This window comes from Rhodoplanes sp. SY1 (assembly GCF_046000175.1).
Classification (GTDB): Bacteria; Pseudomonadota; Alphaproteobacteria; order Rhizobiales; family Xanthobacteraceae; genus Rhodoplanes.
Genome location: NZ_JBEOMB010000016.1, coordinates 1 through 24,134, shown reverse-complemented (window position 1 = coordinate 24,134; position 24,134 = coordinate 1). Strand labels below are relative to the sequence as shown.

Below are 24,134 nucleotides of genomic sequence, written 5' to 3'. Positions count from 1 at the left end.
CAAACCGGGAGGTCTTGCATGGAAGGTCGGTATTTCGAGCAGAAACGGATTGCCGAAATGCTGCGGGGCGCCTTGGCCGAGATGGCCGTGCTTTGCGCCGAGCAGTCGCCGTCGACCGAAGCGATCGAGCATATCGAGCGCTGGACCCTGCGCTGGATCGATCTCGTCGAGGCGATGATCTGGAACACTCCGACCGAGACGGACGTGGAGGAGCTCCACGCCGCGCTCGAGAAGCTCCGCGCCATGGCGCCGGAGATGCGGGCCCGTGCCGATATTTCCCGCATGCCCGCGGAGCTCGCGGGCGTCTGATCATTACACCACGGCTTCGATCAACCGTGGGCCGCGCGCCGCCAGGGCGGACACGACCGCGTCCTCGAACGCGTCCGTCGTATCGGCCCGCACCGCCTCGACGCCCATGCCCAGTGCGAGCCGCACCCAGTCGAGCGTCGGGTCGCCGAGGTCGAACATGGCCGCGGCCCGCGAGCCCGTGGTCGACGCGCCGACGATGCGCAGCTCGTCCATCAGCACCTTGTAGGCGCGGTTGGCGTAGATGATCGTCACCACGTCCAGCCTCTCGCGCGCCATCGTCCACAGCGCCTGCAGCGTGTACATGGCGCTGCCGTCCGCCTGCAGCACCACGACCTTGCGGTCCGGGCAGGCGACCGCCGCCCCGGTCGCGACCGGCAGGCCGTCGCCGATCGCACCGCCGGCGAGGCTGAGGAAGTCGTGCGGCGCCGCCGTGTCGAGCACGGCGTAGTGCTGGAAGCCGCCCGTGATGCTCTCGTCGCTGACGATCGCGTGCTCGGGCAGGTGGCGGGCGACGATGCGCATCAGCGTGCCGGGATCGAGGGCGCCCGCGAGCGGCCGCTCGGGCAGGCTCCTCGCGTTCAGCGGCCCCGGGCCGGTGGCGCCGAACGCCTCGGCGACGGCGATCAGCGCCGCGGCGCCGTCCTCGTGCGGATGGGCGAGCACCAGCGGCGCGCAGCCCGGCGGCGTCAGCTCGCTCGGCTGATCCGGATAACCGAAGAACGCCACCGGCGCCTGGGTGCCGACCAGGATCAGGGTCTGGGTGCCCGCGAGGAACGCGATCGCCGGCTCGGGCCGGTAGGGCAGGCGCTCGACCCGCACCCGGCCGGCGCCGCGCTCGAGACGCGGCGCGAACGTGTCGCAGACGAGCCGCGCCCCGGTCGCCGCGGCGATCCGACCGGCGGCGGCGAGCCCGCGGCCGCGCAGCGCTTCGCCGCGCAGCAGCAGCGCCGCCTTCCCCGCCCGCAAGGCGGCGACGGCCCGGGCCACCGCGTCGTCGGAGACCGGCGAGGGGCCGTGCACGGGCAGGCGTGGGGCGACGCCCTCGGCCGGCGACCAGGCGGCGTCGGCGCCGAGGATCAGGCTGGCGATGTGTCCGGGGGCGCCGGCGGCGGCCTGGACGGCGCGGGCCGCCTCGGCCGCGACGGTGCGGGCCTCGCGGCAGGTGCCGAGCCAGTGCGACACGGTGCGGGCGAGCGCGCCGACATCGGAGGTCAGCGGCGCGTCGTAGCGCAGATGCGTGGCCGCGTGGTCGCCGATCACGTTGACGATCGGCACCCGCGCCTTGCGGGCGTTGTGCAGGTTGGCGATGCCGTTGGCGAAGCCGGGCCCGAGATGCAGGAGCGTCGCGGCGGGCTTGCCGGTCATCCGGGCGAAACCGTCGGCCGCGCCGGTGGCGACGCCCTCGAACAGGCACAGCACCCCGCGCATCGCCGGCACCGCGTCCAGCGCGGCGACGAAATGCATCTCCGAGGTGCCCGGATTGGCGAAGCAGACCGTGACGTCGCTGTCGACCAGCGTGCGGATGAGGCTTTCGGCTCCGTTCATGGTTCCCGTCGTCGTAGAGCAGACACTGGGCCGCGAATGGCGCGGCGCCGGGCCTGTCTACGACGGTCGCGTCCGGGATCCAATGTCCGGGTGACCGTCACGGTCCACGGTCGGCGCCCTCATGCCGTGGCGCCGAGAATCGCCTTCACCTCGAGATACTCCTCGAAGCCGAACACGCCGAACTCGCGGCCGTTGCCGGACTGCTTGTAGCCGCCGAACGGCAGGCTGCGGTCGAAGGCGGCGCCGTTGATGTAGACGCGCCCGGCCCGGATGCGCTCGGCGACTCTTCGGGCGCGGGCCGGGTCCTTCGACTGCACGAAGCCGGCGAGGCCGAACGGCGTGGCGTTGGCGATGGCGATCGCCTCGTCCTCGCTGTCGTAGCTCATGATCGACAGCACGGGGCCGAAGATTTCCTCCCGGGCGATCCGCATGGCGGGCGTCACGTCGCCGAACACGGTCGGGCGCACGTAGAAGCCGCGGTTCAGATCCGCTGGCCGGCCGGGACCGCCGGCCACCAGCGTCGCGCCCTCGTCGAGGCCGGACTGAATCAGCTCCTGCACCTTGTCGAACTGGGCGCGGCTCACCAGCGGTCCCATGGTGGTCGCCTTGTCCTGCGGGTCGCCGAGCCGGATCGTCTCGATCGCGCGCCGCGCCGCCGCGAAGGCCGCCTCGCGGCTCGCGCGCGGGATCAGCATGCGGGTCGGGGACTGGCAGTTCTGCCCGCCATTGGTGTTGCAGGCATGGACGCCGGCCATCACGGCGGCGTCGAGATCGGCGTCGTCGAGGATGATGTTCGCCGACTTGCCGCCGAGCTCCTGGGCGACGCGCTTGACCGTGTCGGCGGCGAGCTTGGCGACCCTGATGCCGGCCGCGGTCGAGCCCGTGAACGACACCATGTCGATCTCGGGATGCGCCGCGATCGCCTCGCCGACCGTCGGTCCGTCGCCGTTGACCAGATTGAAGACGCCGGCCGGCACGCCCGCCGCGTCGACGATCTCGGCCAGCATCATGGCGCTGAGCGGCGCGATCTCGCTCGGCTTCAGCACCACGGTGCAGCCGGCGGCGAGCGCCGGGGCGAGCTTCGAGGCGACCTGATTGAGCGGCCAGTTCCACGGCGTGATCAGGCCGCAGACGCCGATCGGCTCGCGCCGCACGATCCCGGCGCCCATCGGCGCCTCGAAGCGGTACTGCGCGAGCACCCGCGCCGCCTCCTCGAAGTGATAGAGCGCGACGGTCGCCTGCCGCTCGGTCGCGAACGTGATGGGCGAGCCCATCTCGCGCGTCATCATCATGGCGAGATCCGGCAGACGTGATCTGAATCCCGCGATGATTTTTTCGAGCCAAGCGACGCGCTCGGCAACCGGGGTTTCAGAAGCGACCGCGAAGGCGCGCCGGGCGGCCGCCGCGGCGCGATCCACGTCCTCGCGCGTGCCGAGCCGGATCTCTGCAAAAATCTCCTCGTTCGCCGGGTCGACGATGCCGAGCCGCGCCGTGCCGGCCGGCTCCACCCAGCCGCCGTCGATGTAGAATTTCGAAGTGTCCATCGTTTCCGCCCGTCGCGCCGCCACGCGGCCGTTGTCGTTTCGCCGGCGACGCTAGCCGAAGCGCCGGGCCGGCCGACCGGCGAATTCCCGCATTCCGCGATGTGGAACGCCGGCACAAAGCCGCGGCGGGGCCGTGCCGCTTCGCTAAGCTTCCTCAAAACAACGCCGCCGCGGCATCGCCGCCCGGCCCGGGAGGACGCCATGAGCAGTCGCATCACACGCCGCAGCGTGCTCGCCGTCGCGGCGGCGGGCCTGATCGCCAAGCCCGCCATCCTGCGGGCCGAGACCTGGCCGTCGCGGCCCATCAGCCTCGTCATGCCGTTCGCGGCCGGCGGCGGCACCGATCTCCTGGCGCGCGCGCTCGCCCAGGATCTCGGCGAGCGGCTCGGCCAGCAGGTCGTCGTCGACAACCGCGCCGGCGCCGGCGGCAACATCGCCGCGACCTTCGTGGCCAAGGCGCCGCCCGACGGCTACACGATCATGTTCGGCACGCCGGGTCCGCTCGCCAACAACAAGCTGATGTACAAGAGCCTGGCGTTCGATCCGGAGCGCGCCTTCGCGCCGATCGTGCTGATCGCCAAGTCGCCCCTCATCGTCGCGGCGCGGCTCGGGCTGCCGGTGAAGGATCTGGCCGAGCTGAAGGCCTATGCGGGCGCCAATCCCGGCAAGCTGAATGTCGGCGTGCCGGGCAACGGGACGCTCGGCCACATCACCTCGGTGCTGCTGCAGCAGGCGCTCGGCGTGAAGATGGCGAGCGTGCCGTATCGCGGCACCGCGCCGGTGGTGAACGACCTGCTCGGCGATCAGGTCGATCTCGCCATGGACTTCATGCCGTCCTACGTGCCGCTGGTGCGCGACGGCCGCATCCGCGCCCTCGCCGTCACGACGTCGCAGCGCGCCCCCGACCTGCCGGACGTGAAGACCGTGCAGGAGGCCGGCGTGCCCGGCTTCGAGGCGACGGCGTGGTACGCGCTCGCGGCGCCGACCGGCACGCCGGCCGACGTCATCGACAAGCTCAACGCGGCGTCCAACGCCTTCCTGAAGAGCCCGAAGGGCAAGGAGGCGCTCGCCACGCTCAGCATGCAGGCGGTCGGCGGCACGCCGGCCGCGCTGAAGGCCTTCATCACGGCCGAGCTCGAGAAATGGGGCCCGGTGGTGAAGGAGGCGAATATCACGATGTAGCGGGCGCAGCCCGCACGCGGGGCACCGTCGGCCGGCCGCCGGTCGCGCGTCGATAGAGCCGGCGGAGGACCGATGCCGCGTTATCTCGAGGACTTTCACGAGGGCGAAATCTGGCGCAGCGCGCCGGTCGTGCTCTCCGAGGACGAGATCGTCGCCTATGCGAAGGCGAACGATCCGCAGCCGATTCATGTCGACCGGGAGGCCGCCGAGGCCGGGCCGTTCGGCGGGATCATCGCCAGCGGCTGGCAGATCGCCGCGCTGTCGATGCGGCTGTTCGTCGAGGCCGGCGGCCACGGCGACTCGCCGATCGTCGGCATCGGCATCGACGAGCTGCGCTGGAAGCAGGTGGTCCGCCCCGGCGACACGCTGCGCACCGTCCGCGAGATCGTGTCGGTGACCCGCTCCGCCTCCAAGCCGGACCGCGGCACGATAAAAACCCGGGTCACCGTCCTCAACCAGCGCGACGAGCAGGTGATGACCTACATCGCCCTCGGCCAGGTGCGGGCCCGGACGACGGTCGCGGCGCAGGCGTGACAGGCCGTCGGAGAGGCCGCAAGCGGCCCGGCGCGCACGCACGCACGCGAGCTGCCATCCGCTTGTTTCTGTTGGGAGAAGTTCTGGTGCCGCAAGAGGGATTCGAACCCCCGACCCCATCATTACGAATGATGTGCTCTACCAGCTGAGCTATTGCGGCGACGCGGCTCCCTGATAATGGGCCGCGGGCGTCTTGGCAAGGGAGGCCGGCCGGCGGGGTGGCGGCGTTCCACGGCGCAGAATGCGGACCGGCCGAGCGCGTGCCCGAAGGGCGCGGGGTGCGGGCCGGATGCGGCCGCCCGTTGGAGTTCCGCCCGGCGCCAGTCGGAGCGGCGCGCGGCCGGATCCTTTCCGGCGATCGGCGCGCCGCCTTTGAAAAGCGCCGCCGGAGCCGATAAATAGAGGGCATGTCCGCGGCCTTTCCGTCTCCCGACCACGACCATGCCGGCTGCACGGCCTCCGTGCTGGCGCATGCCGAGACCCTGTGCAAGGAGCGCCAGGAGCGCCTGACCCCGATGCGGCGGCAGGTGCTGGCGGTGCTGGCCTCCAGCCACAAGCCGCTCGGCGCCTATGAAATCCTGGAGCTGGTCGCGCCCGACGGGCCGCGCCCGGCGCCGATCACGGTCTACCGCGCCCTCGACTTCCTTATCGCCCAGGGGCTCGTCCACCGGATCGAGAGCCGCAACGCCTTTCTCGCCTGTTCGCACGGCCATGCGAGCGGGGCGCTGGTCGCCTTCCTGATCTGCGAGCACTGCGGCGCGGTCGGCGAGGCGCCCTCGACGGCGATCGCGGACGCCATCAAGGCCTCGGCCGAGGCGCAGGGCTTCACCCCCAAGATCTCGGTGATCGAGGTGACGGGCATCTGCAGCCACTGCGCTGCCGCCGACGCCCCCTCTGCCGACGCCCACGCTGCCGACGCCCGCGCTGCCGATCCCCGCGCTCCCGTCCCGCGCGCTGGCGGCGCCTGATCCCCGGGGCCGCCCGGCCGCCCACCGCTGCCTCCGCCGCCGGATTCGTCGCGCCGGCCAGAAAATCTCGCGCCAGCCAGGACCTCGCCGTGCCCGCCCGCCCGCTCGACGCGCTCGCGACCGTGACGATCGTCGCCCTCAGCGTGAGCTGGGGCCTCAACCAGGTCGCCATCAAGGCGGCACTGCCCGACATCCCGCCGCTGATCCAGGGCGTGATCCGCTCCTCGGGGGCGCTCGCGATGCTGCTCGCCTGGTGCGCGATGCGTCGCGTGCCGCTGCTCTCGCGCGACGGCAGCCTGCTGCCCGGCCTGGTCACCGGTCTCCTGTTCGGGGTCGAGTTCGTGATGATCTACCGCGGGCTCTTGATGACCTCGGCGAGCCGCGGCACCATCTTCCTCTACACGGCGCCGCTGTTCGTGGCACTCGGCGGCTCGTTCTTCCTGCCGGGCGAGCGGCTCGGGCGGCTGCAGTGGCTCGGCCTGGTGACGGCCTTCGTCGGCGTCGCGGTGGCGATCGGGGTGCCGCATCTCCTCGCCCCGGCGGCCGTCGCGGGTGCGCCGGCGCCCGCCGCAACCCTGGAGAGCACGCTGGCCGGGGACGCGCTGCTGCTCGTCGCGTCGGTGTTCTGGGCCGCCACCACCCTGGTGGTGAAGGGCTCGCGGCTCGTCCATGTCGCGCCGGAGAAGACGCTCGGCTACCAGCTCGCCGTGTCGATCCCCATCCTGGGGCTGGCCGCGCTGGTGTTCGGCGAGACCGTCGCGGGCGTGCCGCGGCCGGCCGCGACCGGATGGCTCGCCTATCAAACCATCTGGGTGGTCGGAATCACCTATGGGCTGTGGTTCACGCTGGTGAAGCACTATTCGGCCAGCCGTCTTTCGGCCTTCACGTTCCTCACCCCATTGTTCGGGGTGCTGGCCGGGCATGTCGTGCTCGGAGATGCTATAGACTGGCCGTTCGCCGTGGCGGCCGCCCTGGTGGTCGCCGGGCTGGTGCTGGTGAACCGCCCCCGTCGCACGGGTCCAGCGGCGGGGACGGCGATGCCGGCGAAGCCGGCGGGGACGAACGAGTCGCGTTGACGCAAGCATGCGGGTCTGGCACTCCGCAGCCGTTGCATTTTCGGGAGTTGCACGATGAGCGATCTGGCACCGAGCCAATCGGCAGTGATCGAACTGGCAGGTCCGGCGCCGCGCCGCGAGACGGTGGCCGTGAAGGTCGGCAACGTCACGGTCGGCGGCGGTGCTCCGATCGTCGTGCAGTCGATGACCAACACCGACACGGCCGACATCGCCGGCACGGTCGCCCAGGTGACGGCGCTGGCCCGCCAGGGCTCCGAGATCGTCCGCATCACGGTCGACCGCGACGAGGCGGCCGCCGCCGTCCCGCACATCAAGGAGCGCCTGCTGAAGGCCGGCATCGACGTGCCGCTGGTCGGCGACTTCCACTATATCGGCCACAAGCTCCTGGCCGACCATCCGGGCTGCGCCGAGGCGCTCGACAAGTACCGCATCAATCCCGGCAATGTCGGTTTCAAGGACAAGCGCGACAAGCAGTTCTCCTCGATCGTCGAGATGGCGATCCGGCACGGCAAGCCGGTGCGCATCGGCGCCAACTGGGGCTCGCTCGACCAGGAGCTGCTCACCCATCTGATGGACGAGAACGCCAAGCTCGCCGCGCCCAGGGACGTGCGCGCCGTCACCCGCGAGGCGATGGTGCAGTCGGCGCTGCTCTCGGCGGCGCGCGCCGAGGAGATCGGGCTGCCGCGCAACCGTATCATCCTGTCGGCCAAGGTGTCGGCGGTGCAGGACCTGATCGCCGTCTATCAGGACCTCGCGGCCCGCTCCAACTACGCCATTCATCTCGGCCTCACCGAGGCCGGCATGGGCTCGAAGGGCATCGTCGCCTCGTCGGCGGCGCTCGGCATCCTGCTGCAGCAGGGCATCGGCGACACCATCCGGGTGTCGCTGACGCCGGAGCCGGGGGGCGACCGCACCCTCGAGGTGAAGGTCGCGCAGGAGATCCTGCAGACCATGGGCTTCCGGGTGTTCGTGCCGCTGGTCGCCGCCTGTCCGGGCTGCGGCCGCACGACCTCGACGACGTTCCAGGAGCTCGCCAAGGACATTCAGAGCTTCATCCTCACCTCGATGCCGGAGTGGAAGACCCGTTATCCCGGTGTCGAGACCCTCAACGTCGCCGTGATGGGCTGCATCGTGAACGGCCCCGGCGAGTCCAAGCACGCCGACATCGGCATCTCGTTGCCCGGCACCGGCGAGCAGCCGACCGCCCCGGTCTTCGTCGACGGCAAGAAGGTCGCGACGCTGCGCGGCCCGACGCTCGCGGCCGACTTCCAGGCCATGGTGATCGACTACATCGAGCGCCGCTGGGGCGCCGGCGCCCGCACCGCCGCGGAGTAGGGCGGGCGGCTCCGCGCGGTCGCGCTGGAGCCGTAGCCCGCATGGAGCGAAGCGGAATGCGGGTGTTCGGGCGCTGAGCGGGGGCGTGCGTACGCCCTCCCGCCCCTGCATTCCGCTTCGCTCCATGCCGGCTACGGGCCGCTTAGCGCCCCGCCAGACGAGGCTCGTCATGGCCGCGCTTGTCGCGGCCATCCACGTCTTGCGGCGTGGCGGCGCGGACGGTCGTGGATGGCCGGGACGAAGCCCGGCCATGACGGCGAGTGCGCCCGAGGGGGGCGCCGTCCGACCCCCTCCCGCCCGCGGCCCCTGCCGCCCGCGATCCGCCGCCGTGCAGCGGCTGATGCATTCACGTATTCGCATCTTGATCCATCTCAAGCCGGTTTTCGCGGCGGCGCGGTATAGGCCGGATCGCCGGGTGGTCCGCCGCGATCGCGGTGCGGCCCCGCCGGCGCCGCGTCGCCCTTGCGCGAACGTCGCCTTGGCGCGGACGTCGCCTCGGCGCGAAACAAGAACACGGACGGAGATCGGACCCATGATGAAGATCGCGGTGCTCGTCTGGATGGTGCTCGGCATCACGCTCGCCGGGGCGCTGGTGGTCGCCGTCGTCAGCGTGCCGTCGCTCTACGACCAGGGCATGCGGCTGATCCCGATCGTGGCGGCGGCCGGCTTCGTGGTCGCCATCCCGTTCGCGTTCCTCATCGCCAAGAAGATCGATCAGCTCACCGCCAAGCGGGCCTGACGGGCGTCTTCCGCGACGAGCGCGCCTGAGCGCGCCTCCCGTGACGAGCGCGCCCGGCGCACGGGTCGGCCTCATGGTTCGAGACGCGCTCCTGCGGAGCGCTCCGCACCATGAGGATCGCGCGGCCCGGTCCGGGGCGCGTCCGGATTAGCAAGGATTTCACGACTCTCCGGTAGGGTGATCCGACCGGCCGCGCGGTGTGCGGGCGGGCGCCGTCCTGCGGCGCGGTCCCTCGTGCCCCCGAACCCGGAGACCTCGCCGTGCCGCTCCTGTCTCGCCTGGCCCATCTGGTCGCCCACTCCTGGCAGACTACCTTGCCGGTCCTCGCCGTCCTCTTCGCCGCGCTGTGGCTGGTGCTGTTCCGGAACAATCCGGCGAGCGAGCAGGCGATGTTCGCCGCACTGCTCGTCATCTACATGGTGCACCAGATCGAGGAGCATCTGTGGCCCGGTGGTTTTCGGCAATACGCCAACGCGCATGTGTTCAAGACCGGCCGCGACGACTGGCCCGTCGACGAGGCGGGCGTCGCGCTCGTCAACATCGCCTGGGTGTGGCTGCCGATCGGGCTCGCCGCGCTGTTTCCGGAAACGCTGCGCTGGGTCGGCCTCGGCTGGATGGCGCTGACCTTCGTCAACGCGCTCTCGCATATCGGCACGACGGTGCGGTTCCGCGGCTACAATCCCGGCCTCGTCACCTCGATCGCGATCTTCCTGCCGTTCACGGTGTGGGTCTTCGCCACCGAGCTCTTGCGCGGTGCTCTGAGCGGGGCCGAGATCGCCGGCCTTCTCGTCGCCGGTGTGCTGCTGCACGTGCCGGTCGCGGCCCTGTTCGTGATCCCGTATCGCCGCCGCACGCCCGCTCTGGTCTGACCGGCTCGCCGCCGGTGGCGGACGTCACAGCCAGCGGCGGACTTAGAGCCAGCGGCGGACTTGCGCCTCGCTCGGCAGCTTGCCGTCCGGCGTCACGTCGTCGACCGCCTCGGGAAGCCGCTGGCTGAGCTCGGCGAGCAGCTCGTCGCGCGACAGGCCGGTGCGTCGCGCGAGCTCGTCGATGCGCTCGCGGCCGAGCGTCTCCTCCAGCTCGCGCGGCGAGATGCTGCGGTTGGGTCCGCGCCCGACCCAGGAGTCCGCGACCTCGCCGCGCCCGCTGCGGTGGAACTGGTCCATCATGTCCTTGAGGCCGCCGCTGAGCGCCCCGCCGGCGGCGCCGCCGCCCAAGAGGCCGCCGAGGCCGCCCAGAAGGCCGCCGAGCCCGCCCGACGAGCCTTCTCCCTGCACGCGCCCGGGACCCCAGGGCGGCGCGTTGGTCTCCGCCTGCGGTACCGGCGAACTGCCCGAGCCGAAATGCTTGTAGGCCTTGTAGGCGAGCAGGCCGAGGATCGCCATCGTGATGGGCGACATGCCGCCCTTGTCGGCGTCCTTGCCGTCCTCGCGGCCGCCGGGCATCTCCGGCGTCGACGCGCCGCGCGGCCCGTTCATCATGCCGTTGATGACGTCGAGAAGTCCCATGGTCGCCTCCTGCGGCCCGCGCCCGGTGACCTGATCAGATCGCGTCGGGCGGGGGACGCCGCAAGGGCAGGCGCGGCGGGACGGCCGAGACCCTGTGCCGCGGGAACAAACGCCGCCGCACCGTATGTTACCGTCGGACTCAGCCTTTCAGGAACATCACGCCGATCTGGCGGTCGTCGCGGCGCACGATGCGGCAGCGGCGCTGGAACAGCAGCAGGAACTCGGGCGGCATGTCGATCGGGTTCGTCACGGTCAGCTTGGCGCCGCCCGACGAGATGTCGCAGATCATGCAGCTCTGCAGCGTCGAGCCGTCGCACGGATCGAAGAAGGCCGGATAGTGCACCTCGAACCGGGGGCTCCGGCGCAGCTCGCGCAGCTTGTTCTGCTGCTGACGGAAGAAAACCATTGCTCATACGCCTCGTGTCGCCGGCGCCGCGCGTCGCGTCGCCGTGGTCGAGGCCGATTGTCGGTCGGCCGCGCTAAGCGCCCGCAAAGCCCGCGCGTAAGATTTCGACGACTCTTTTTCAGACAATGCGAAGGAAATTTTCGGGTCGAGGGGGCGGATGTCCTCCGACGTCGCGTCGCGTGCTGCGTGCTCCCTCTCCCCAGCGGGGAGAGGGCCGGGGTGAGGGGGTGCCGACGTCGTTTGTCTCATCGAGGGGGCGGCACCCCCTCACCCGGACTTCGCGCCTTCGGCGCGAACTCGGACCTCTCCCCGTCGGGGAGAGGTGAAACGAAGGCGGCGCCCGCGTCGTGCGCGTTAGCTGATCAGATCCCGCTCCGCCTCACAGCTTCAATTGCCGCGCCGCTTCGATCGCGGCCTGGCGCTTCGCCGCCATCTCGGCGTCGAGCGTCTGCTCGGTGCGGGCGATCTCGGCGAGCCGGTCCTCCTGTGCCTTCAGGGTGTCGACGTAGCGGCGGCCGAGATCGGAGCTGGCGCCGACGGAGGAGAGGTTCCGCCGCAGCCGCTCCTGGTCCTCGCCAATGCGTTTTCGCTCGGCGTCGAGACGCGACCGCTCGGCCCGCCCCCGGTTGATCTCGCCGACCAGCGCGCCGAGCTTCAAGACCGTCTCCTTCACGGCCGGCGTCTCGTTCTCCAGGCCGCGGATGCGCGCCAGAATCTCCTCCGGGGCGTAGTCGGTCAGCACCACGGTCTGGCGGTCGGTGCGCTCCAGCACCAGCGACGCCTTGGTGGTCTGGCCCTTGGGCGCCTTGACGGCGAGGCGCAGGCGGGTGGGTGTCTCCTCGACGCCCCTGCTGCCCTCGGCCGGCGACCAGCCGTCGGCGCGCGCCTCCTCGATGACGATCTCGCGGTCCTCGTCGGCCGGCGGGGTGATCTCGTAGCCGACCGTGCGGCGCGAGCGCGTCGTCAGCGTCAGGGTGCCGTCGACCGCCTTGCCGAGCGTCGTGCGGCGGACGCCCAAATCCTCGCGGCGGATGTCGGTCTTGGCGTCGAGCGCGAAGGTCACGTACTTGAATGTGCCGCGGGCGAGCAGCGGAAGCTGCGCGTCGCCGACGAAGTTCGCCGCCCCGTCGGCGCCGCCGTCGAACGCCGTGACGATGCCGGCCGGCAGGCTCGTGTCGCCGTCGTTGCGCAGGCGCAGCGCGGCGAGCGGGCGGCGCGCCGAGACCTCGGGCTGGTAGAGCCAGGTCCGCGACGCCGTCACCTCGCGGTCGACGAACGGCACCATGACCGTGTGCCCGGTGGCGACCGTCACCTTGGCCGGGAAGCGGTAGATGAGCTGGGTCGCCGCCTCCTCGGCCTCGGCGGCCTGGGCGGCGCCGGCGATCGCGTCGGCCTCGACCGGCGGCGGCGCGGCGGCGGGGGCCGCCATGGCCGGGGCCATCAGCCGCTGCACCTGGCCGACCTGCGGGGCCGGCATCATCTCGCGGCGGGCGAGCGCCGTGCCGGCCGCCTTGGCCCGCGGGCCCGGACGGCTCTCGGCGGCGTCGGCGTCGTCGGTGCGCGGCAGCACACGGGCCGCGGTCGTCACCGGCACCTCGATGCGATCGGTGTAGAAGGCCGTGTAGAGCTGCTGCTTCAAGGCCACCGGATTGCCCGACACCAGCATCAGCTCGACGTCCTTCCAGTCGCCGCCGGTGAGGTTCTCGACCACGGCCCAGCCCTGCAGCCGGGCTTTCCCGCCTCCTTGGCCGCCGTCCTTCGGCAGCACGAGCCGGTACGACGTCTTCCACACCGGGGCCGCGACCACGTAGCCGAGCCCGACCTGGCGGTTGCCGTCACCGAGGAAACCGATCGACAGCGTGCGGCGATCCTTGGCGCGGTTCAGCGATTGTCCGGCCAGCGCCCGCTCGATCTGGACGCGGGTCTCCAGATCCGTGAAGCGCAGCGTGGTGAGATCCTCCAGCACGGCGGAGACGAGACCGCGCTCGGTCATCAGCGCGAGGCGGTGCCGCGTCACCGTGCCGCCGCCGTTCGGAAGCGCCGTCTCCTCCGGCTCGACCCGGAACACCCGGCCGGTGGCGTTGACCGGCCCGGCGATCTCCACCTCGGTGCCGACCAGCGCGTTGAGCAGCGCGGACGGCGAGGCGAGCGCCTCGGGCCCGAACGGCAGGTCGCGGAACAGCTCGGCGAGCGGCGCCTTGCCGGGCAGGCTGACGGCGCCGATGCCGCCGGCGCGGTCGAACACGGTGAGGCTCTTCAAGAGGTCGTCGACCTGATCGAGCCGCACCGGCAGCTCGACCGTGGCGCCGCCCGTCACGGCCCCGGCATGGATGAACTGGGCGAGGCCGGCCGAGGACAGCACGACGCGCTTGAGCGGCAGCTCGGCGGCGTCGGCCGGAGCCACGCTGGCGAGGGCCGGCGCGACCAGCAGCGCGGCGGCGGAGAGCAGGGCCCTGCGGAGCGGCAGGGCGGCGTGGACCGGCGACGTGGCGCGGCGCGCAGGCGCGTGTCGGCTGGCCGGTCGAGACGTGTGGGGCAGGGGCATCTGACGATCCCGTCGCTGACCGCCCCGTCGCCCCGGCGAATCCGGCGGGCGAAGGCGGTGTCACCGGCGGTACCGAAGACCCGAACCTGGGCGCCCGGAGGGCGGGCGCGTGATGCCGATGTGACGACGGCGCCGGCACGCTTTTGTGCGCGCGGCGGTGGCGGGGGTTCGATGGGGAAGCCGGCAGAGCCCAGCCGCGGGCCGTCGTGACGTGAGGGGCGAGGAAAGCTCCTTGGTCATCCCGGGGCGCGGACCGAAGGTCCGCGAGCCCGGGATCCATAACCTCGGTGCCGGTGGCTCACGAAAGACAGGGGTTATGGATCCCGGGCTCGGCGCTCACGCGCCGCCCCGGGATGACGAGGGCTGCGACGCCGTCGCGAAAACCCTACTTCGCGGTCTCGGCGGCGGCGAGCTTCTTCTGGTGGCGGTCGAGCGCCTTCATGATCAGATCCTCGGCCGCCGCGGCATCGAGCCACTTCGCGATCGTGACCCACTTGCCCTTCTCCAGATCCTTGTAGTGCTGGAAGAAGTGCGAGACCTGATCGCGCTGCACGGCGGGCAGGTCGGTGTAGTTGGCGATGTCGTTGTAGTACGGGTGCAGCTTGTCGACCGGCACCGCGATGATCTTCTCGTCGCCGCCCGACTCGTCCTCCATCAGCAGCGCGCCGATCGGCCGGCAGCGGATCACCGAGCCCGGGAACACCGGCACGCGGTTCATCACCATCACGTCGATCGGGTCGCCGTCGAACGACAGCGAGTGCGGGATGAAGCCGTAGTTGCCCGGATAGTACATCGCGGTGTGCAGGAAGCGGTCGACGAACAGGGCGCCCGACTTCTTGTCGATCTCGTACTTCACCGGCTCGCCGCCGAGCGGGATCTCGATGATGACGTGGATGTCCTTCGGCGGGTTCGGGCCGGGGGAGATTTCGTCGAGGTTCATGGCGGCTCCGGACAAAAGGACACGCGCGACGCCCCCACGGGACGTCGCGGCGTCGGTTCTCTGATGCGTCTGCTTACTGCGCCGGGCCGCCCCGCCACAACAGGTTTCGGAACCACCCATGGTCGCATAGTCGCCCCGACCATACGACTTTCGTCGCCGTTCGACGTGCTTCGCGGGCGCGCGCGGGTGCCCGCGAGGCCTCACAGCCCCTTCAGCCGCTCCTCGTCCATGATGCGCCGGCTGTAGCTCTTCGCCGTGTAGAGGGCAGCGACCGGATTGTGGCCGAGGACGCGGTCCTTGGTGATCAGCGTCGTCACCGGCGCGTCGGAATGCTTGCAGAACAGCGCGTCGTGGCCGACGCACAGGCCGACGATCACGTTGAGATCGGTCGCCTTGGCGTTCAGGGTCTGCGCCTGCAAAATGGGGTTGCAGCACGCCTCGTAGCCGCCGGGCGCGATCTTGAGCTCGTCCGGCAGGCCGATCTCGGTCTTGTCGGTGCCGCCGACCTTGCAGCACACCGTGAGGGGCGTGAAGCCGCCGCGGCGCAGGATGGTGGCGAACAGCCGCGTTTCCTCGATCAGGCCGACGCAGGTGGCGATGCCGATGCGCTGCGCCCCGATGCGGCGCGCGAAGGCGAGCGTCTCCTCCACCCGGGTCAGCTTGCCGTAATAGAGGCCCTCGACCTCGGCGGCGGCGCGCGCCAGCACGGCGTCGGGTCCGCCGTCTCGGTAGGCCGTGACGGTGCCGTCCAGCACGGCGGGCGGCGTCGCGTCGCCCAGGCAGAAGTCCGGCGCCGGGCGCTCGGGACGGTGGCAGGCGAGCTGGCCGCAGTCGGCGCAGGTCGGTTCGGTGGGCTTGCTCATGACGGGTCCGTAACGACGACCACGGCCGCGCTGGTGTCGACGATCCGCGGCCTCGATGATCCTGCTCCGGCAACCATGGCGGAGGATTTCGCGCCACGACGGCCGGTCCCGCAGCGCAGCATGAAGATGCCGGAGCCGCAATGACTTGGGTCAGGTCCGTAGGATAAACGTGCTGTCATGAACGATAAGAAGAGGACGCCGTTTCCTTGACATCGTCCGGGGTGGCGCAGACATCCTGAGGTCGAGAGGACGGACTCCGCGCGTGCCCGGGCGCCGGAATTTCTGGTCGGAAAGGACGCTCGTGAGCATCGCGACCCCCCTGCACGCCCCTTTGCACGCGCCGCTGCACGCCCCTTCGCACGCCCCGCTGTCCGCGGCCGCGTCGGTCGGCCTGCACGCCAGCGCCCGCGTGGCCCGCCGTCCGGTCACCACCGACGATCGGCTGTGGACGCGGCTGCGCGACGAGGCCGAGACCATGCTGGCGCGCGCGCCGGAGTTCGGCGCGCTGATCATGACCACCATCCTGGGCGCCGACGGCTTCGAGGACGCGGTGGCGCGGCGCATCGCGGCGCGGCTCGCCAATGCCGACGTGTCGGCTGCGATCCTGCGCGACGCCTTCCTGCGCGCCTATGCGGACGACCCGGCGATCGGCCGCGCGACGCGCGCCGACGTGCTCGCCGTGCTCGACCGCGATCCGGCGACCGCGCGCCTGATCGAGCCGGTGCTGTACTACAAGGGCTTTCACGCCATCCAAGGCCATCGCCTGGCGCACTGGGCGTGGACGCACGACCGCCGCGATCTGGCGCTGTGGCTGCAGAGCCGCTCCTCCGAGGTGTTCCAGACCGACATCCACCCGGCGGCGCCGTTCGGCGAGGGCATCTTCCTCGACCACGCCACGGGTCTCGTCGTCGGCGCCACCGCGGTGGTCGGGAACAACGTGTCGATACTCCAGGCCGTGACGCTCGGCGGCACCGGCAACGAGACCGGCGACCGCCATCCGAAGATCCGCAACGGCGTGCTGATCGGCGCCGGCGCGAAGATCCTCGGCAATATCGAGATCGGCCACTGCGCCCGCATCGCGGCCGGCTCCGTCGTCCTCAAGCCGGTGCCGCCGGCGACGACGGTCGCGGGCGTGCCGGCCAAGGTGGTCGGCACCGCCGGCTGCGCCGAGCCGGCCCGCAGCATGGACCAGATCCTCGGCGAGGACGCCTACGACTCCTTCGTCTACGTGATCTGATCAAACGTCTACGTGATCTGATCAAAAGATCCGATCAGGCGACCGACCACGCGGTCGGACGCCGGCGCTTGCCACGTCCTGCTCTCTCCCCCCTTGTGGGGGAGAGGTGGAGAGGGGGGTGAGCCACGCGCTCGGAGGCTGCGGCTCACCCCCCTCCCTGTCCCTCCCCCACAAGGGGGGAGGGAACGCAAGAGCCGCGGCGTTCTGTATTCTGGATCGACGGCCCGCTCCCCGCAGCACATCAGCAGGCTCACCCCGTCCTGCTCTCTCCCCCCTTGTGGGGAGCGGACGCAGGGGGCGCGGCCGCCGCGATTCATCTCTCCGCCGGAAAGGACGGGCCGCGGCGCATACGCCGGATCCTCACCGCAGCACCTGGCTGGTCGGTCCGTCCCCCGTGATCGCCTCGATCGCGGCGACGATGCGGTCGACGATCGCGGGCGAGGCGATCGAGCGGGCGAGCAGCTCGCGCGGCCGCTCGACGAAGGCCGAGCCGCGCTCCTCGAGCGGCGCCAGCGCGGTGCGGGCGCCCGCCATGTCGCCCTGGCGGGCGAGGAGCAGGGCGCGGGCCAGCCTGTCGAGGTCGGAGGCGCCGGGCATGCGGTCGGCCTCCACGGCCATCGCGGCGACGTCGTCCTTGAGGAACGCGGCCAGGAACGTCGACCAGGCGAGCGGCGCCGGGTTCGAGACCGCCAGGCGGCGCGCCCGCTGGAGCAGGGCGAGGCCGCGGTCGACCTCGCCGACGGTGACGAGCTGGCCGCCGACCTGCATCAGCACCCGCAGATCGTAGGGGTTCAGCGCCAGCGCGCGCTCGCCATGGGCGAGGCCCCGCTCCAGATGGCCGCGCGCCACCTGGATGTGCATCAGCGTGTAGTGGGCGCGCGCGCTGCTCGGCGCGAGCTCGACGGCGCGGCGCGCCAGCCCCAGCGCCGTCTCGAGGCTGCCCGGCCCGCCATTGCCGAACACGTGGTCGCGGTAGTGCAGCCGCGCGAGCAGCACGTGCCCGAGCGCGAAGGCCGGCTCGTCGCGGATCGCCGCCTCCAGGCAGTCGCGGGTGTGCTCGCGCCGCTGCGGGTCGAAATAGCGGGCGAGCTCGGCCGAGACGAGCGTGCATTGATAGGGCGAGGGAGCGACGGCGGGGTCGCGCTTGCGGCGCTCGGAAGCCGGGATGATGCCGAACGGCTGCAGCAGCGCGCTCGTGACGAACACGACGAGCGGCTCGACCGCCGACCCCTGTCCGCCGTCACCGACCTCGATCGCGATCTCGTCGTGCCAGACGACGCGGCGCTCGGGCATGGCGAGCAGCCGCACGCTGAGAAAGCTCTGGCCCGCGGCGGCGCGAACCAGCTTCGGCACCAGCAGATAGTCGAGGTCGGCGCTCGCCTGTGCCGGATCCGGGGTGCGGGCCGGCGCCGCCACCACGGCGATGTCCTCGAACCGCGCCAGCGCGTTGACGAGCCTGGCGTGCAGCGCATCCGGCGTCACAGCCAGGGCGCCTTCGGCGCCGACGACGGCGACGGGCTCGACCGCGAGCCACGGCTCGCCGGTGCGCCGCCGGGCCGGCCGGGGTGCGATGCTCGCCTCCTCCGCCGCGGTGATGATGCGGTGCAGGTTCCAGTGATCGATCAGCAGCACGTCGAACGCGGCGTAGGCGACGACCGCGAGAATGGCGAGCCAAGCGGGCGTCACCCGAAACCGGGACAGCCCCCGCGCGGGTTCCTGCGGCGCCGGCTGCGGCAGCGGCTCGGCCGCAGGGGTGACCTCGGGTGATGGCTCCGGGAGGGCGGTCGGTGCCTCCGCGACGACCGGCTCCGGCGCGGCCGGCGTGGTCGGTTCGGATGCCGCCGTGGCGACCTCGACGCGGGTGAACACCGGCACGTAGCGGCCGCGCGGCAGGGCGATGCGAACCGGCTCGTCGCGGCCCGCCTCGGCATAGTAGCGGTCGAGCTCCTGGCGAAGCCGCGCCGCCTCGGTGCGGACGATCGACTGGCTGTTCGGGTCGAAGCTCGCGTCACGGCCGAGCGCTTCGACCGCGATCGTATACCCTTTGATCCGGTCGGCGTTGCCGGCCAATGTCTGCGTCACCACCCAGCACAGAAAGGAGGTAATCTGGGGCGAATCCCGAAAGCGCGGCGCGTCCGCGATGCGCGCCAGCGCGGCGGAAATTTCGGCATCCGAGGGACGCGCCGAATGGTCTTGCCTCAGCAAGTTTAATACATCCGAGTTAGTCTGAGAAAGTCAGTCCGCGCATAAACGGCGCCGGATCGAATGTCACCTTACAGACTCGCCGATAAGCATCTTTGAGATAGCGCATGTGGCTCACGATTGAAATGCACTGTCGTTGCGTCTCAGGCGCGCCACTGCCCTCCTGACGTACCACCCTCTCGGTCCGCGGCTCTGCGTGTGACTGTCATCTGACAGACAGTCCGGCCCGAGAGTAAGAATCTGGCAACCACGCCGGCCGAACCCTCGCTCGATCAACGATCACACGATCGAGGGGGCGACGTGACTCACGACAGACGGAAGCGCGCGGAGGCGCGCGAGACGCGCACCCGGCGCGAAGGGACGGTGCTGTGCGTTCTGCGGGCGGACCTGCCGCGGCTGCGCGGCGTGCTCGACACCTACTCCCGCTGCATGGCCGAGATGGTGACCACCCTGTCGGGGCCGGACGTCTCGGCCGACCGGCTCGCCGTGGTCGACCGGCTTCGTCGCGACCACGACGCCGTGCTGGCCGATCTCGAGCGGCTGGTCGACCTCCTGGAGGCGTCGCCCTCCGAGGCGGGCGAGGAGGCGCCGGTGCCGGCCGGCCGGCTCGGCGCAGGGCTCGGCGAGCTCCGCGGCGGCGGCTGGCGAGACTACGCCAAGCGACCGGTCGGCGCCTGGCGCCGGCGATCCGGGGCACAGACCTGAACGTGCAATGTCCGAGCGCGCCGCGGCAAGGCCACGGCCGCGCCGGATGGAGGGTTCCATGTCGTTGTCGAATGTGAAGATTCTCTACAAGATCCTCGCCTGCTTCGGACTGCTGATGGCGGTCGTGGCCGGTGCCGTGTGGTTCACGGCGTCGCGGATGAACGAGATCGACAAGATCTACAGCGAGATGCTCGCGAAAGACGTCGCCGGGATGAAGACCGGGCTGCGGGCCAACCAGGAAATCTTCAATTTCGGCCGGCTGACCTGGCGGATCATCGCCGAGACCGATCCGGCCGACATGCGCAAGATCGTTCAGGAGATCGAGGCCAACCGCACGCGCTTCCGGGAGCTGGCCGCTTCGGCCGGCAAGGACCTGCCCGCCTTCAGCCGGGACTTCGACGCCGCCCGCGACACGTTCGATGCACTCCATGTCGAAGCGGCTGCTGTCACCAAGGCGGCGCTGGCGGGCGAGAACGCCAAGGCGCTGCCGCTCGCCCATGCCATGGCGGTGAAGACCGCCGCGCTCCGCGACACCATGCGCACCATCACGGCAAATCTCGAGCGCTCGCTCGACGAACGGTCCGACCGTGCCTCGGCCGAGGTGGCGGACACCATCAGGACCAGCGTCGTGGCGATCTCGATCGCGGCGCTGCTGGTGCTGGCGCTGGCCTTCGCGGTCGTCCAGTTCGGCGTGGCGAAGCCGCTCGGCGTGCTGTCGCGCACCATGGAGCGGCTCGCCGGCGGCGACTTCGCCGCCGAGGTGGCCGGTGCCGAGCGCAAGGACGAGGTCGGGCTGATGGCCCGCTCGGTCGCGGTGTTCAAGGAGAACGGCATCGAGGCGCAGCGCCTGCGGCGCGAGCAGCAAGAGGCCGAGGCCCGCACGGCGGCGACCCGCAAGGCCGACATGGCCCGGATGGCGGACCAGTTCGAGGCGGCGGTCGGCACCATCGTGGGCGCCGTCTCGTCGGCCGCGACCGAGCTCGAGGCGGCCGCCGGCACGCTGTCGCGCACCGCGGAGACGACGCAGGAGCGGGCCGGCGCAGTCGCCGCCGCGTCCGAGCAGGCCTCCGGCAACGTCCAGAGCGTCGCCTCGGCCACCAACGAGCTGTCGGCCTCGGTGAACGAGATCAGTCGGCAGGTGCAGGAGTCGACCCGTATCGCCTCGGAGGCGGTGCGGCAGGCCGAGAAGACCGATGCCCGGATCGGCGAGCTGTCGCAGGCCGCCGGCCGCATCGGCGACGTGGTCAAGCTGATCACGGCCATCGCCGAGCAGACCAACCTGCTCGCCCTCAACGCCACCATCGAGGCGGCGCGGGCCGGTGAGGCCGGCAAGGGCTTCGCCGTGGTCGCCCAGGAGGTGAAGGCGCTCGCCGCGCAGACCGGCAAGGCGACGGGCGACATCTCGTCCCAGATCGCCGGCATGCAGGCGGCGACCCACGACTCGGTCGCCGCCATCAAGGAGATCGGCGGCACCATCGGGCGGATCGCCGAGATCGCGTCGACCATCGCGGCGGCCGTCGAGGAGCAGGGGGCAGCGACCTCGGAAATCGCCCGCAACGTCCAGCAGGCCGCGGCCGGCACCGGCGAGGTCGCCCGCAACGTCACCGACGTCAACCACGGGGCCGAGGCGACAGGCGCGGCCTCCGCCCAGGTGCTGTCGTCGGCGCAATCGCTGTCGAAGGACAGCAACGCGCTGTCGCGCGAGCTGGCGACCTTCCTGGCGACCGTGCGGGCGGCCTGACCGGGCAGAATGGAATCGGCGCCGGCGCGGCCCGAGCGGCGACGCCGGCACGATCCTTGGAGGTCTCTCGATGACCGCGCCGGCCGCGCCGACGTCCCATCGCGCCGTCTTCGTGAGCGCGCTCCTGGTCTGCATGGTCGCCATCCTCGCGGTGGGCCTGTCGGTCTGGCAGAGCCGGTCCGACGCCATCGCCCAGGCGGTGCGGACCGACCGCAACACCGCGGTCTTCCTGGCCGGGCAGATCGAGCACGCCATCGAGGAGGTCGACACCGTCGTCCGCGACTACCGCGACCTCGCCGAGATCTTCGCCGTCACGTCGGACGACGGCCTCGGCGGACAGTTCAGCGCCGGCGCGCTGCAGGACTGGATGGCGGCGAAGATCCGGGCGATGCCGCACACCGTCTGCATGGCGATCGCCGATGCGAGCGGGCGGGTCGTGAGCGCCTCGCGGCCGCGCCCGACGGCCTTGCCGGGGATCGCCGACAACGGTTTCTTCGAGGCGCTCCGCACCGCCGGGCGGGACGCGCTGCAGGTGTCGCTGCCGACCCGGATGAACAGCACCGGCGAGTCGGTCGTCGTGCTGGCGCGCCGGATCGAGGGGCCGGACGGCGTCTTCCGCGGCGTCGTCATGGTGACGATCGCCACCGCCTGGTTCGATCGCCTGTATCTCACGGCCGGCTTTCTGAAGGAGCAGAGCTTCACACTGTCGCGGCGCGACGGCACGGTGCTGCTGCGCTATCCGGCCGACGCCAGGAGCGCCGGGGCGACGATCCCGGCCGGCTGGCCGTGGCACGATCAGGTCGCCGCCGGCGGCGGCAGCTTCCGCTCGCCCGGCCTGTTCGACGGCGTCACCCGCTGGGTGTCGGTGGCGCCGCTGCCGACCCTGCCGCTGGTGATCGCCGTGACGTCGCCGGAGGCCGGGGTGCTGGCGGCCTGGCGGTCGCGCTCGGCCTATGCGGCCGTCGGCGCGCTGACACTGCTCGGCTTCCTGCTCGCTCTTCTGATCGTGCTCGCCCGCGAGCTTCGGCAGCTCGCCGCCTCCCGCCGCGTCGCCGCGGCGCGGGCGGCGTCGCTCGTGCGCACCAATGCCCGGCTCGCGGACACCAACGCCCAGTTCACGGCGACGCTGCGGGCGATGTCGCAAGGGCTCTGCATGTTCGACGAGGACGGTCGGCTGCGAGTCTGCAACGACGCGTTCCGCCGCATCTGGCGACTGCCCGCCGAGATCGGCCCCGGCTGGAGTCGCGACGCCGTGCTGGCGGAGCGCAGCAGCCGGGCCAAGCGCCTCGTCGGGACCGTCGATCCGGCCGACGTGACGTCCGCGCCCGCCCCCGAGGGGACGCGGGCCGTGCTCTTCGAGCTCGAGGACGGGCGGGTGATCGCCGTCGCCGGGGCGCCGACCGACGACGGCGGCTGGCTGGAGACCCACGACGACGTCACCGACCGGCGTCGCCACGAGCAGCGCATCGCCTTCCTGGCGCGCTACGATTCGCTCACCGGCCTGCCCAATCGCGCGACCTTCCTGGACCGGCTGGAGACCGCCGCGCTGGCCCTGCGCAACGAGGGCATCGCCTTCGCGGTGCTGATGATCGACCTCGATCGCTTCAAGGAGATCAACGACTCGGTCGGCCACACGGTCGGCGACGTGGTGCTGCAGCAGACCGCGTTGCGGCTCGCCCAGGCGGCGCGCGGCGACGACACGCTGGCGCGGCTCGGCGGCGACGAGTTCGCCGTGATCCGTTCCGTCCGGGGGAGCGGCCGCACCGACGAGCCGGCGGATGCGGGGCTGCGCTCGGCGCGCGAGGAGGCGGAGGATCTGGCCCAGCGCATCGCCGCGCTGCTCGTGATCCCGCACCGGATCGACGGCGCCAGCCATGGGGTCGCCGCCAGCATCGGCATCGCGGTCGCCCCGCAGGACGGCAGCGATCCGGCCGATCTCCTGAAGAAGGCCGACCTCGCTCTCTACCGCGCCAAGGCGGTCGGCACCGGACGGTTCGTCCACTACGATCCGGGGATGTCGGAGGAGGTGGAGGCGCGCCGCAAGCTGGAGGTGGAGATCCGCCGCAGCCTGGAGGATGGCGACTTCCTGCTGCATTACCAGCCGGTCGTCGACGTGGCGACCGGCCGCGTCGCGGCCGTCGAGGCGCTGGTGCGCTGGCAGCATCCCGAACGCGGGCTCCTGTCGCCACAGGCGTTCATCCCGCTCGCCGAGCAGACGGGCCTGATCGGGCCGCTCGGCGATGTCGTGCTGCGCGCCGCCTGCGCCGAGGCGGCCGGCTGGCCCGCCGACCTCAAGGTCGCCGTCAATGTCTCGGCCGCGCAATTCGGCAATCCCGGGCTGTTCGACGACATCGCCGGAGTGCTCGCCGCGGCCGGCCTGCCGCCGCAGCGGCTGGAGATCGAGATCACCGAGACGGTGCTGCTGGAGAACGAGGAGCGCAACGTCGCGGTGCTGCGGGCGCTCGCGAGCCTCGGCGTCGGCGTCGCGCTCGACGACTTCGGCACCGGCTACGCCTCGCTCGCCTATCTGGCGACGTTCCCGTTCAGCAAGCTCAAGATCGACCGCCGCTTCACCGGCGACATCCTGGCGAAGCGCGAATGCGCCGCGATCGTCTGCTCGGCGGCGACGCTCGGCCTCAGCCTCGGCCTGACCGTCGTCGCCGAGGGCGTCGAGACGGCGGCGCAGCTCGAGGTGCTGCGGCTCACCGGCGTCACCCAGGCGCAGGGCTATCTGTTCGGCGCGCCGATGCCGGCC

At 71.6% G+C, this 24,134-nt stretch carries 19 protein-coding genes, 1 tRNA gene and 1 pseudogene; 12 read left to right on the top strand and 9 right to left on the bottom strand.

Going from position 1 to position 24,134, the window contains the following annotated elements; genetic code table 11:
• Positions 1-18 precede the first annotated feature (18 nt).
• Complete coding sequence (locus ABTU92_RS05975; RefSeq protein ID WP_408088619.1) at positions 19-309, top strand: hypothetical protein; 291 nt, start codon at positions 19-21, stop codon at positions 307-309.
• Positions 310-312: 3 nt separating this feature from the next.
• Here the strand turns inward: ABTU92_RS05975 and ABTU92_RS05970 are convergent, their stop codons facing one another.
• Together ABTU92_RS05970 and ABTU92_RS05965 are read right to left on the bottom strand one after the other, a co-directional pair.
• A complete protein-coding gene (locus tag ABTU92_RS05970; protein ID WP_408088617.1) occupies positions 313-1,854 on the bottom strand; it encodes an acetolactate synthase large subunit in 1,542 nt (513 codons plus the stop codon).
• A gap of 119 nt (positions 1,855-1,973) precedes the next feature.
• Positions 1,974-3,398 (bottom strand): aldehyde dehydrogenase family protein, encoded by a 1,425-nt coding sequence (locus tag ABTU92_RS05965; protein ID WP_408088615.1) that lies wholly within the window; start codon positions 3,396-3,398, stop codon positions 1,974-1,976.
• 201 nt (positions 3,399-3,599) lie between these two features.
• Between ABTU92_RS05965 and ABTU92_RS05960 the strand changes: the two genes are divergently transcribed.
• The gene (locus tag ABTU92_RS05960; protein WP_408088613.1) at positions 3,600-4,580 is read left to right on the top strand and encodes a Bug family tripartite tricarboxylate transporter substrate binding protein; all 981 of its coding nucleotides are present in this window, start codon (positions 3,600-3,602) and stop codon (positions 4,578-4,580) included.
• Between the two features lie 72 nt (positions 4,581-4,652).
• Positions 4,653-5,114 (top strand): MaoC family dehydratase, encoded by a 462-nt coding sequence (locus ABTU92_RS05955; RefSeq protein WP_408088611.1) that lies wholly within the window; start codon positions 4,653-4,655, stop codon positions 5,112-5,114.
• 84 nt (positions 5,115-5,198) lie between these two features.
• Here ABTU92_RS05955 and ABTU92_RS05950 read toward each other — a convergent pair.
• Positions 5,199-5,274 (bottom strand) — tRNA-Thr (locus tag ABTU92_RS05950).
• Between the two features lie 247 nt (positions 5,275-5,521).
• Here ABTU92_RS05950 and ABTU92_RS05945 point away from each other — a divergent pair.
• The 5 genes and pseudogenes from ABTU92_RS05945 to ABTU92_RS05925 all read left to right on the top strand — a co-directional run.
• Positions 5,522-5,998: pseudogene (locus tag ABTU92_RS05945) on the top strand (Fur family transcriptional regulator); the annotation flags it as partial.
• A 173-nt stretch (positions 5,999-6,171) separates the two neighbouring features.
• Positions 6,172-7,158, top strand: coding sequence for a DMT family transporter (locus ABTU92_RS05940; protein ID WP_408088609.1), 987 nt, complete (start codon positions 6,172-6,174; stop codon positions 7,156-7,158).
• 54 nt (positions 7,159-7,212) lie between these two features.
• Positions 7,213-8,493 (top strand): flavodoxin-dependent (E)-4-hydroxy-3-methylbut-2-enyl-diphosphate synthase, encoded by a 1,281-nt coding sequence (ispG, locus tag ABTU92_RS05935; protein WP_408088607.1) that lies wholly within the window; start codon positions 7,213-7,215, stop codon positions 8,491-8,493.
• Positions 8,494-9,025: 532 nt separating this feature from the next.
• Complete coding sequence (locus ABTU92_RS05930; RefSeq protein ID WP_408088605.1) at positions 9,026-9,232, top strand: hypothetical protein; 207 nt, start codon at positions 9,026-9,028, stop codon at positions 9,230-9,232.
• Positions 9,233-9,492: 260 nt separating this feature from the next.
• Positions 9,493-10,101 carry an HXXEE domain-containing protein gene (locus ABTU92_RS05925; RefSeq protein WP_408088603.1) on the top strand — a complete coding sequence of 203 codons (609 nt, stop codon included), beginning with the start codon at positions 9,493-9,495 and terminating at the stop codon, positions 10,099-10,101.
• A 42-nt stretch (positions 10,102-10,143) separates the two neighbouring features.
• On the opposite strand, the gene ABTU92_RS05920 is transcribed toward ABTU92_RS05925, so the two are convergent.
• From ABTU92_RS05920 to ABTU92_RS05900, 5 genes are all read right to left on the bottom strand, one after another.
• On the bottom strand, positions 10,144-10,740 hold the full coding sequence (locus ABTU92_RS05920; RefSeq protein WP_408088601.1) for a YidB family protein: 597 nt from the start codon (positions 10,738-10,740) through the stop codon (positions 10,144-10,146).
• A gap of 139 nt (positions 10,741-10,879) precedes the next feature.
• A complete protein-coding gene (locus tag ABTU92_RS05915) occupies positions 10,880-11,146 on the bottom strand; it encodes a PilZ domain-containing protein (RefSeq protein ID WP_408088599.1) in 267 nt (88 codons plus the stop codon).
• 379 nt (positions 11,147-11,525) lie between these two features.
• Entirely contained in the window at positions 11,526-13,691 is a 2,166-nt protein-coding gene (locus ABTU92_RS05910) for a hypothetical protein (protein ID WP_408088597.1), read from the bottom strand.
• 385 nt (positions 13,692-14,076) lie between these two features.
• Positions 14,077-14,631 carry an inorganic diphosphatase gene (gene ppa, locus ABTU92_RS05905; protein ID WP_408088595.1) on the bottom strand — a complete coding sequence of 185 codons (555 nt, stop codon included), beginning with the start codon at positions 14,629-14,631 and terminating at the stop codon, positions 14,077-14,079.
• Between the two features lie 200 nt (positions 14,632-14,831).
• On the bottom strand, positions 14,832-15,494 hold the full coding sequence (locus ABTU92_RS05900) for a DUF1847 domain-containing protein (protein ID WP_408088593.1): 663 nt from the start codon (positions 15,492-15,494) through the stop codon (positions 14,832-14,834).
• A gap of 391 nt (positions 15,495-15,885) precedes the next feature.
• Between ABTU92_RS05900 and cysE the strand changes: the two genes are divergently transcribed.
• A complete protein-coding gene (gene cysE / locus ABTU92_RS05895; RefSeq protein ID WP_408088733.1) occupies positions 15,886-16,731 on the top strand; it encodes a serine O-acetyltransferase in 846 nt (281 codons plus the stop codon).
• A gap of 360 nt (positions 16,732-17,091) precedes the next feature.
• Here the strand turns inward: cysE and ABTU92_RS05890 are convergent, their stop codons facing one another.
• Positions 17,092-18,813: a hypothetical protein gene (locus tag ABTU92_RS05890; protein WP_408088591.1), complete on the bottom strand. Its 1,722-nt coding sequence runs from the start codon at positions 18,811-18,813 to the stop codon at positions 17,092-17,094.
• 420 nt (positions 18,814-19,233) lie between these two features.
• Here ABTU92_RS05890 and ABTU92_RS05885 point away from each other — a divergent pair, with 420 nt between their 5' ends.
• From ABTU92_RS05885 to ABTU92_RS05875, 3 genes are all read left to right on the top strand, one after another.
• Positions 19,234-19,638, top strand: a complete 405-nt coding sequence (locus ABTU92_RS05885; RefSeq protein ID WP_408088590.1) for a hypothetical protein — start codon at positions 19,234-19,236, stop codon at positions 19,636-19,638.
• A gap of 58 nt (positions 19,639-19,696) precedes the next feature.
• Positions 19,697-21,379, top strand: a complete 1,683-nt coding sequence (locus tag ABTU92_RS05880; RefSeq protein ID WP_408088588.1) for a methyl-accepting chemotaxis protein — start codon at positions 19,697-19,699, stop codon at positions 21,377-21,379.
• A 70-nt stretch (positions 21,380-21,449) separates the two neighbouring features.
• The coding region (locus ABTU92_RS05875) for an EAL domain-containing protein (RefSeq protein WP_408088586.1) at positions 21,450-24,134 on the top strand (2,685 nt) is incomplete at its 3' end.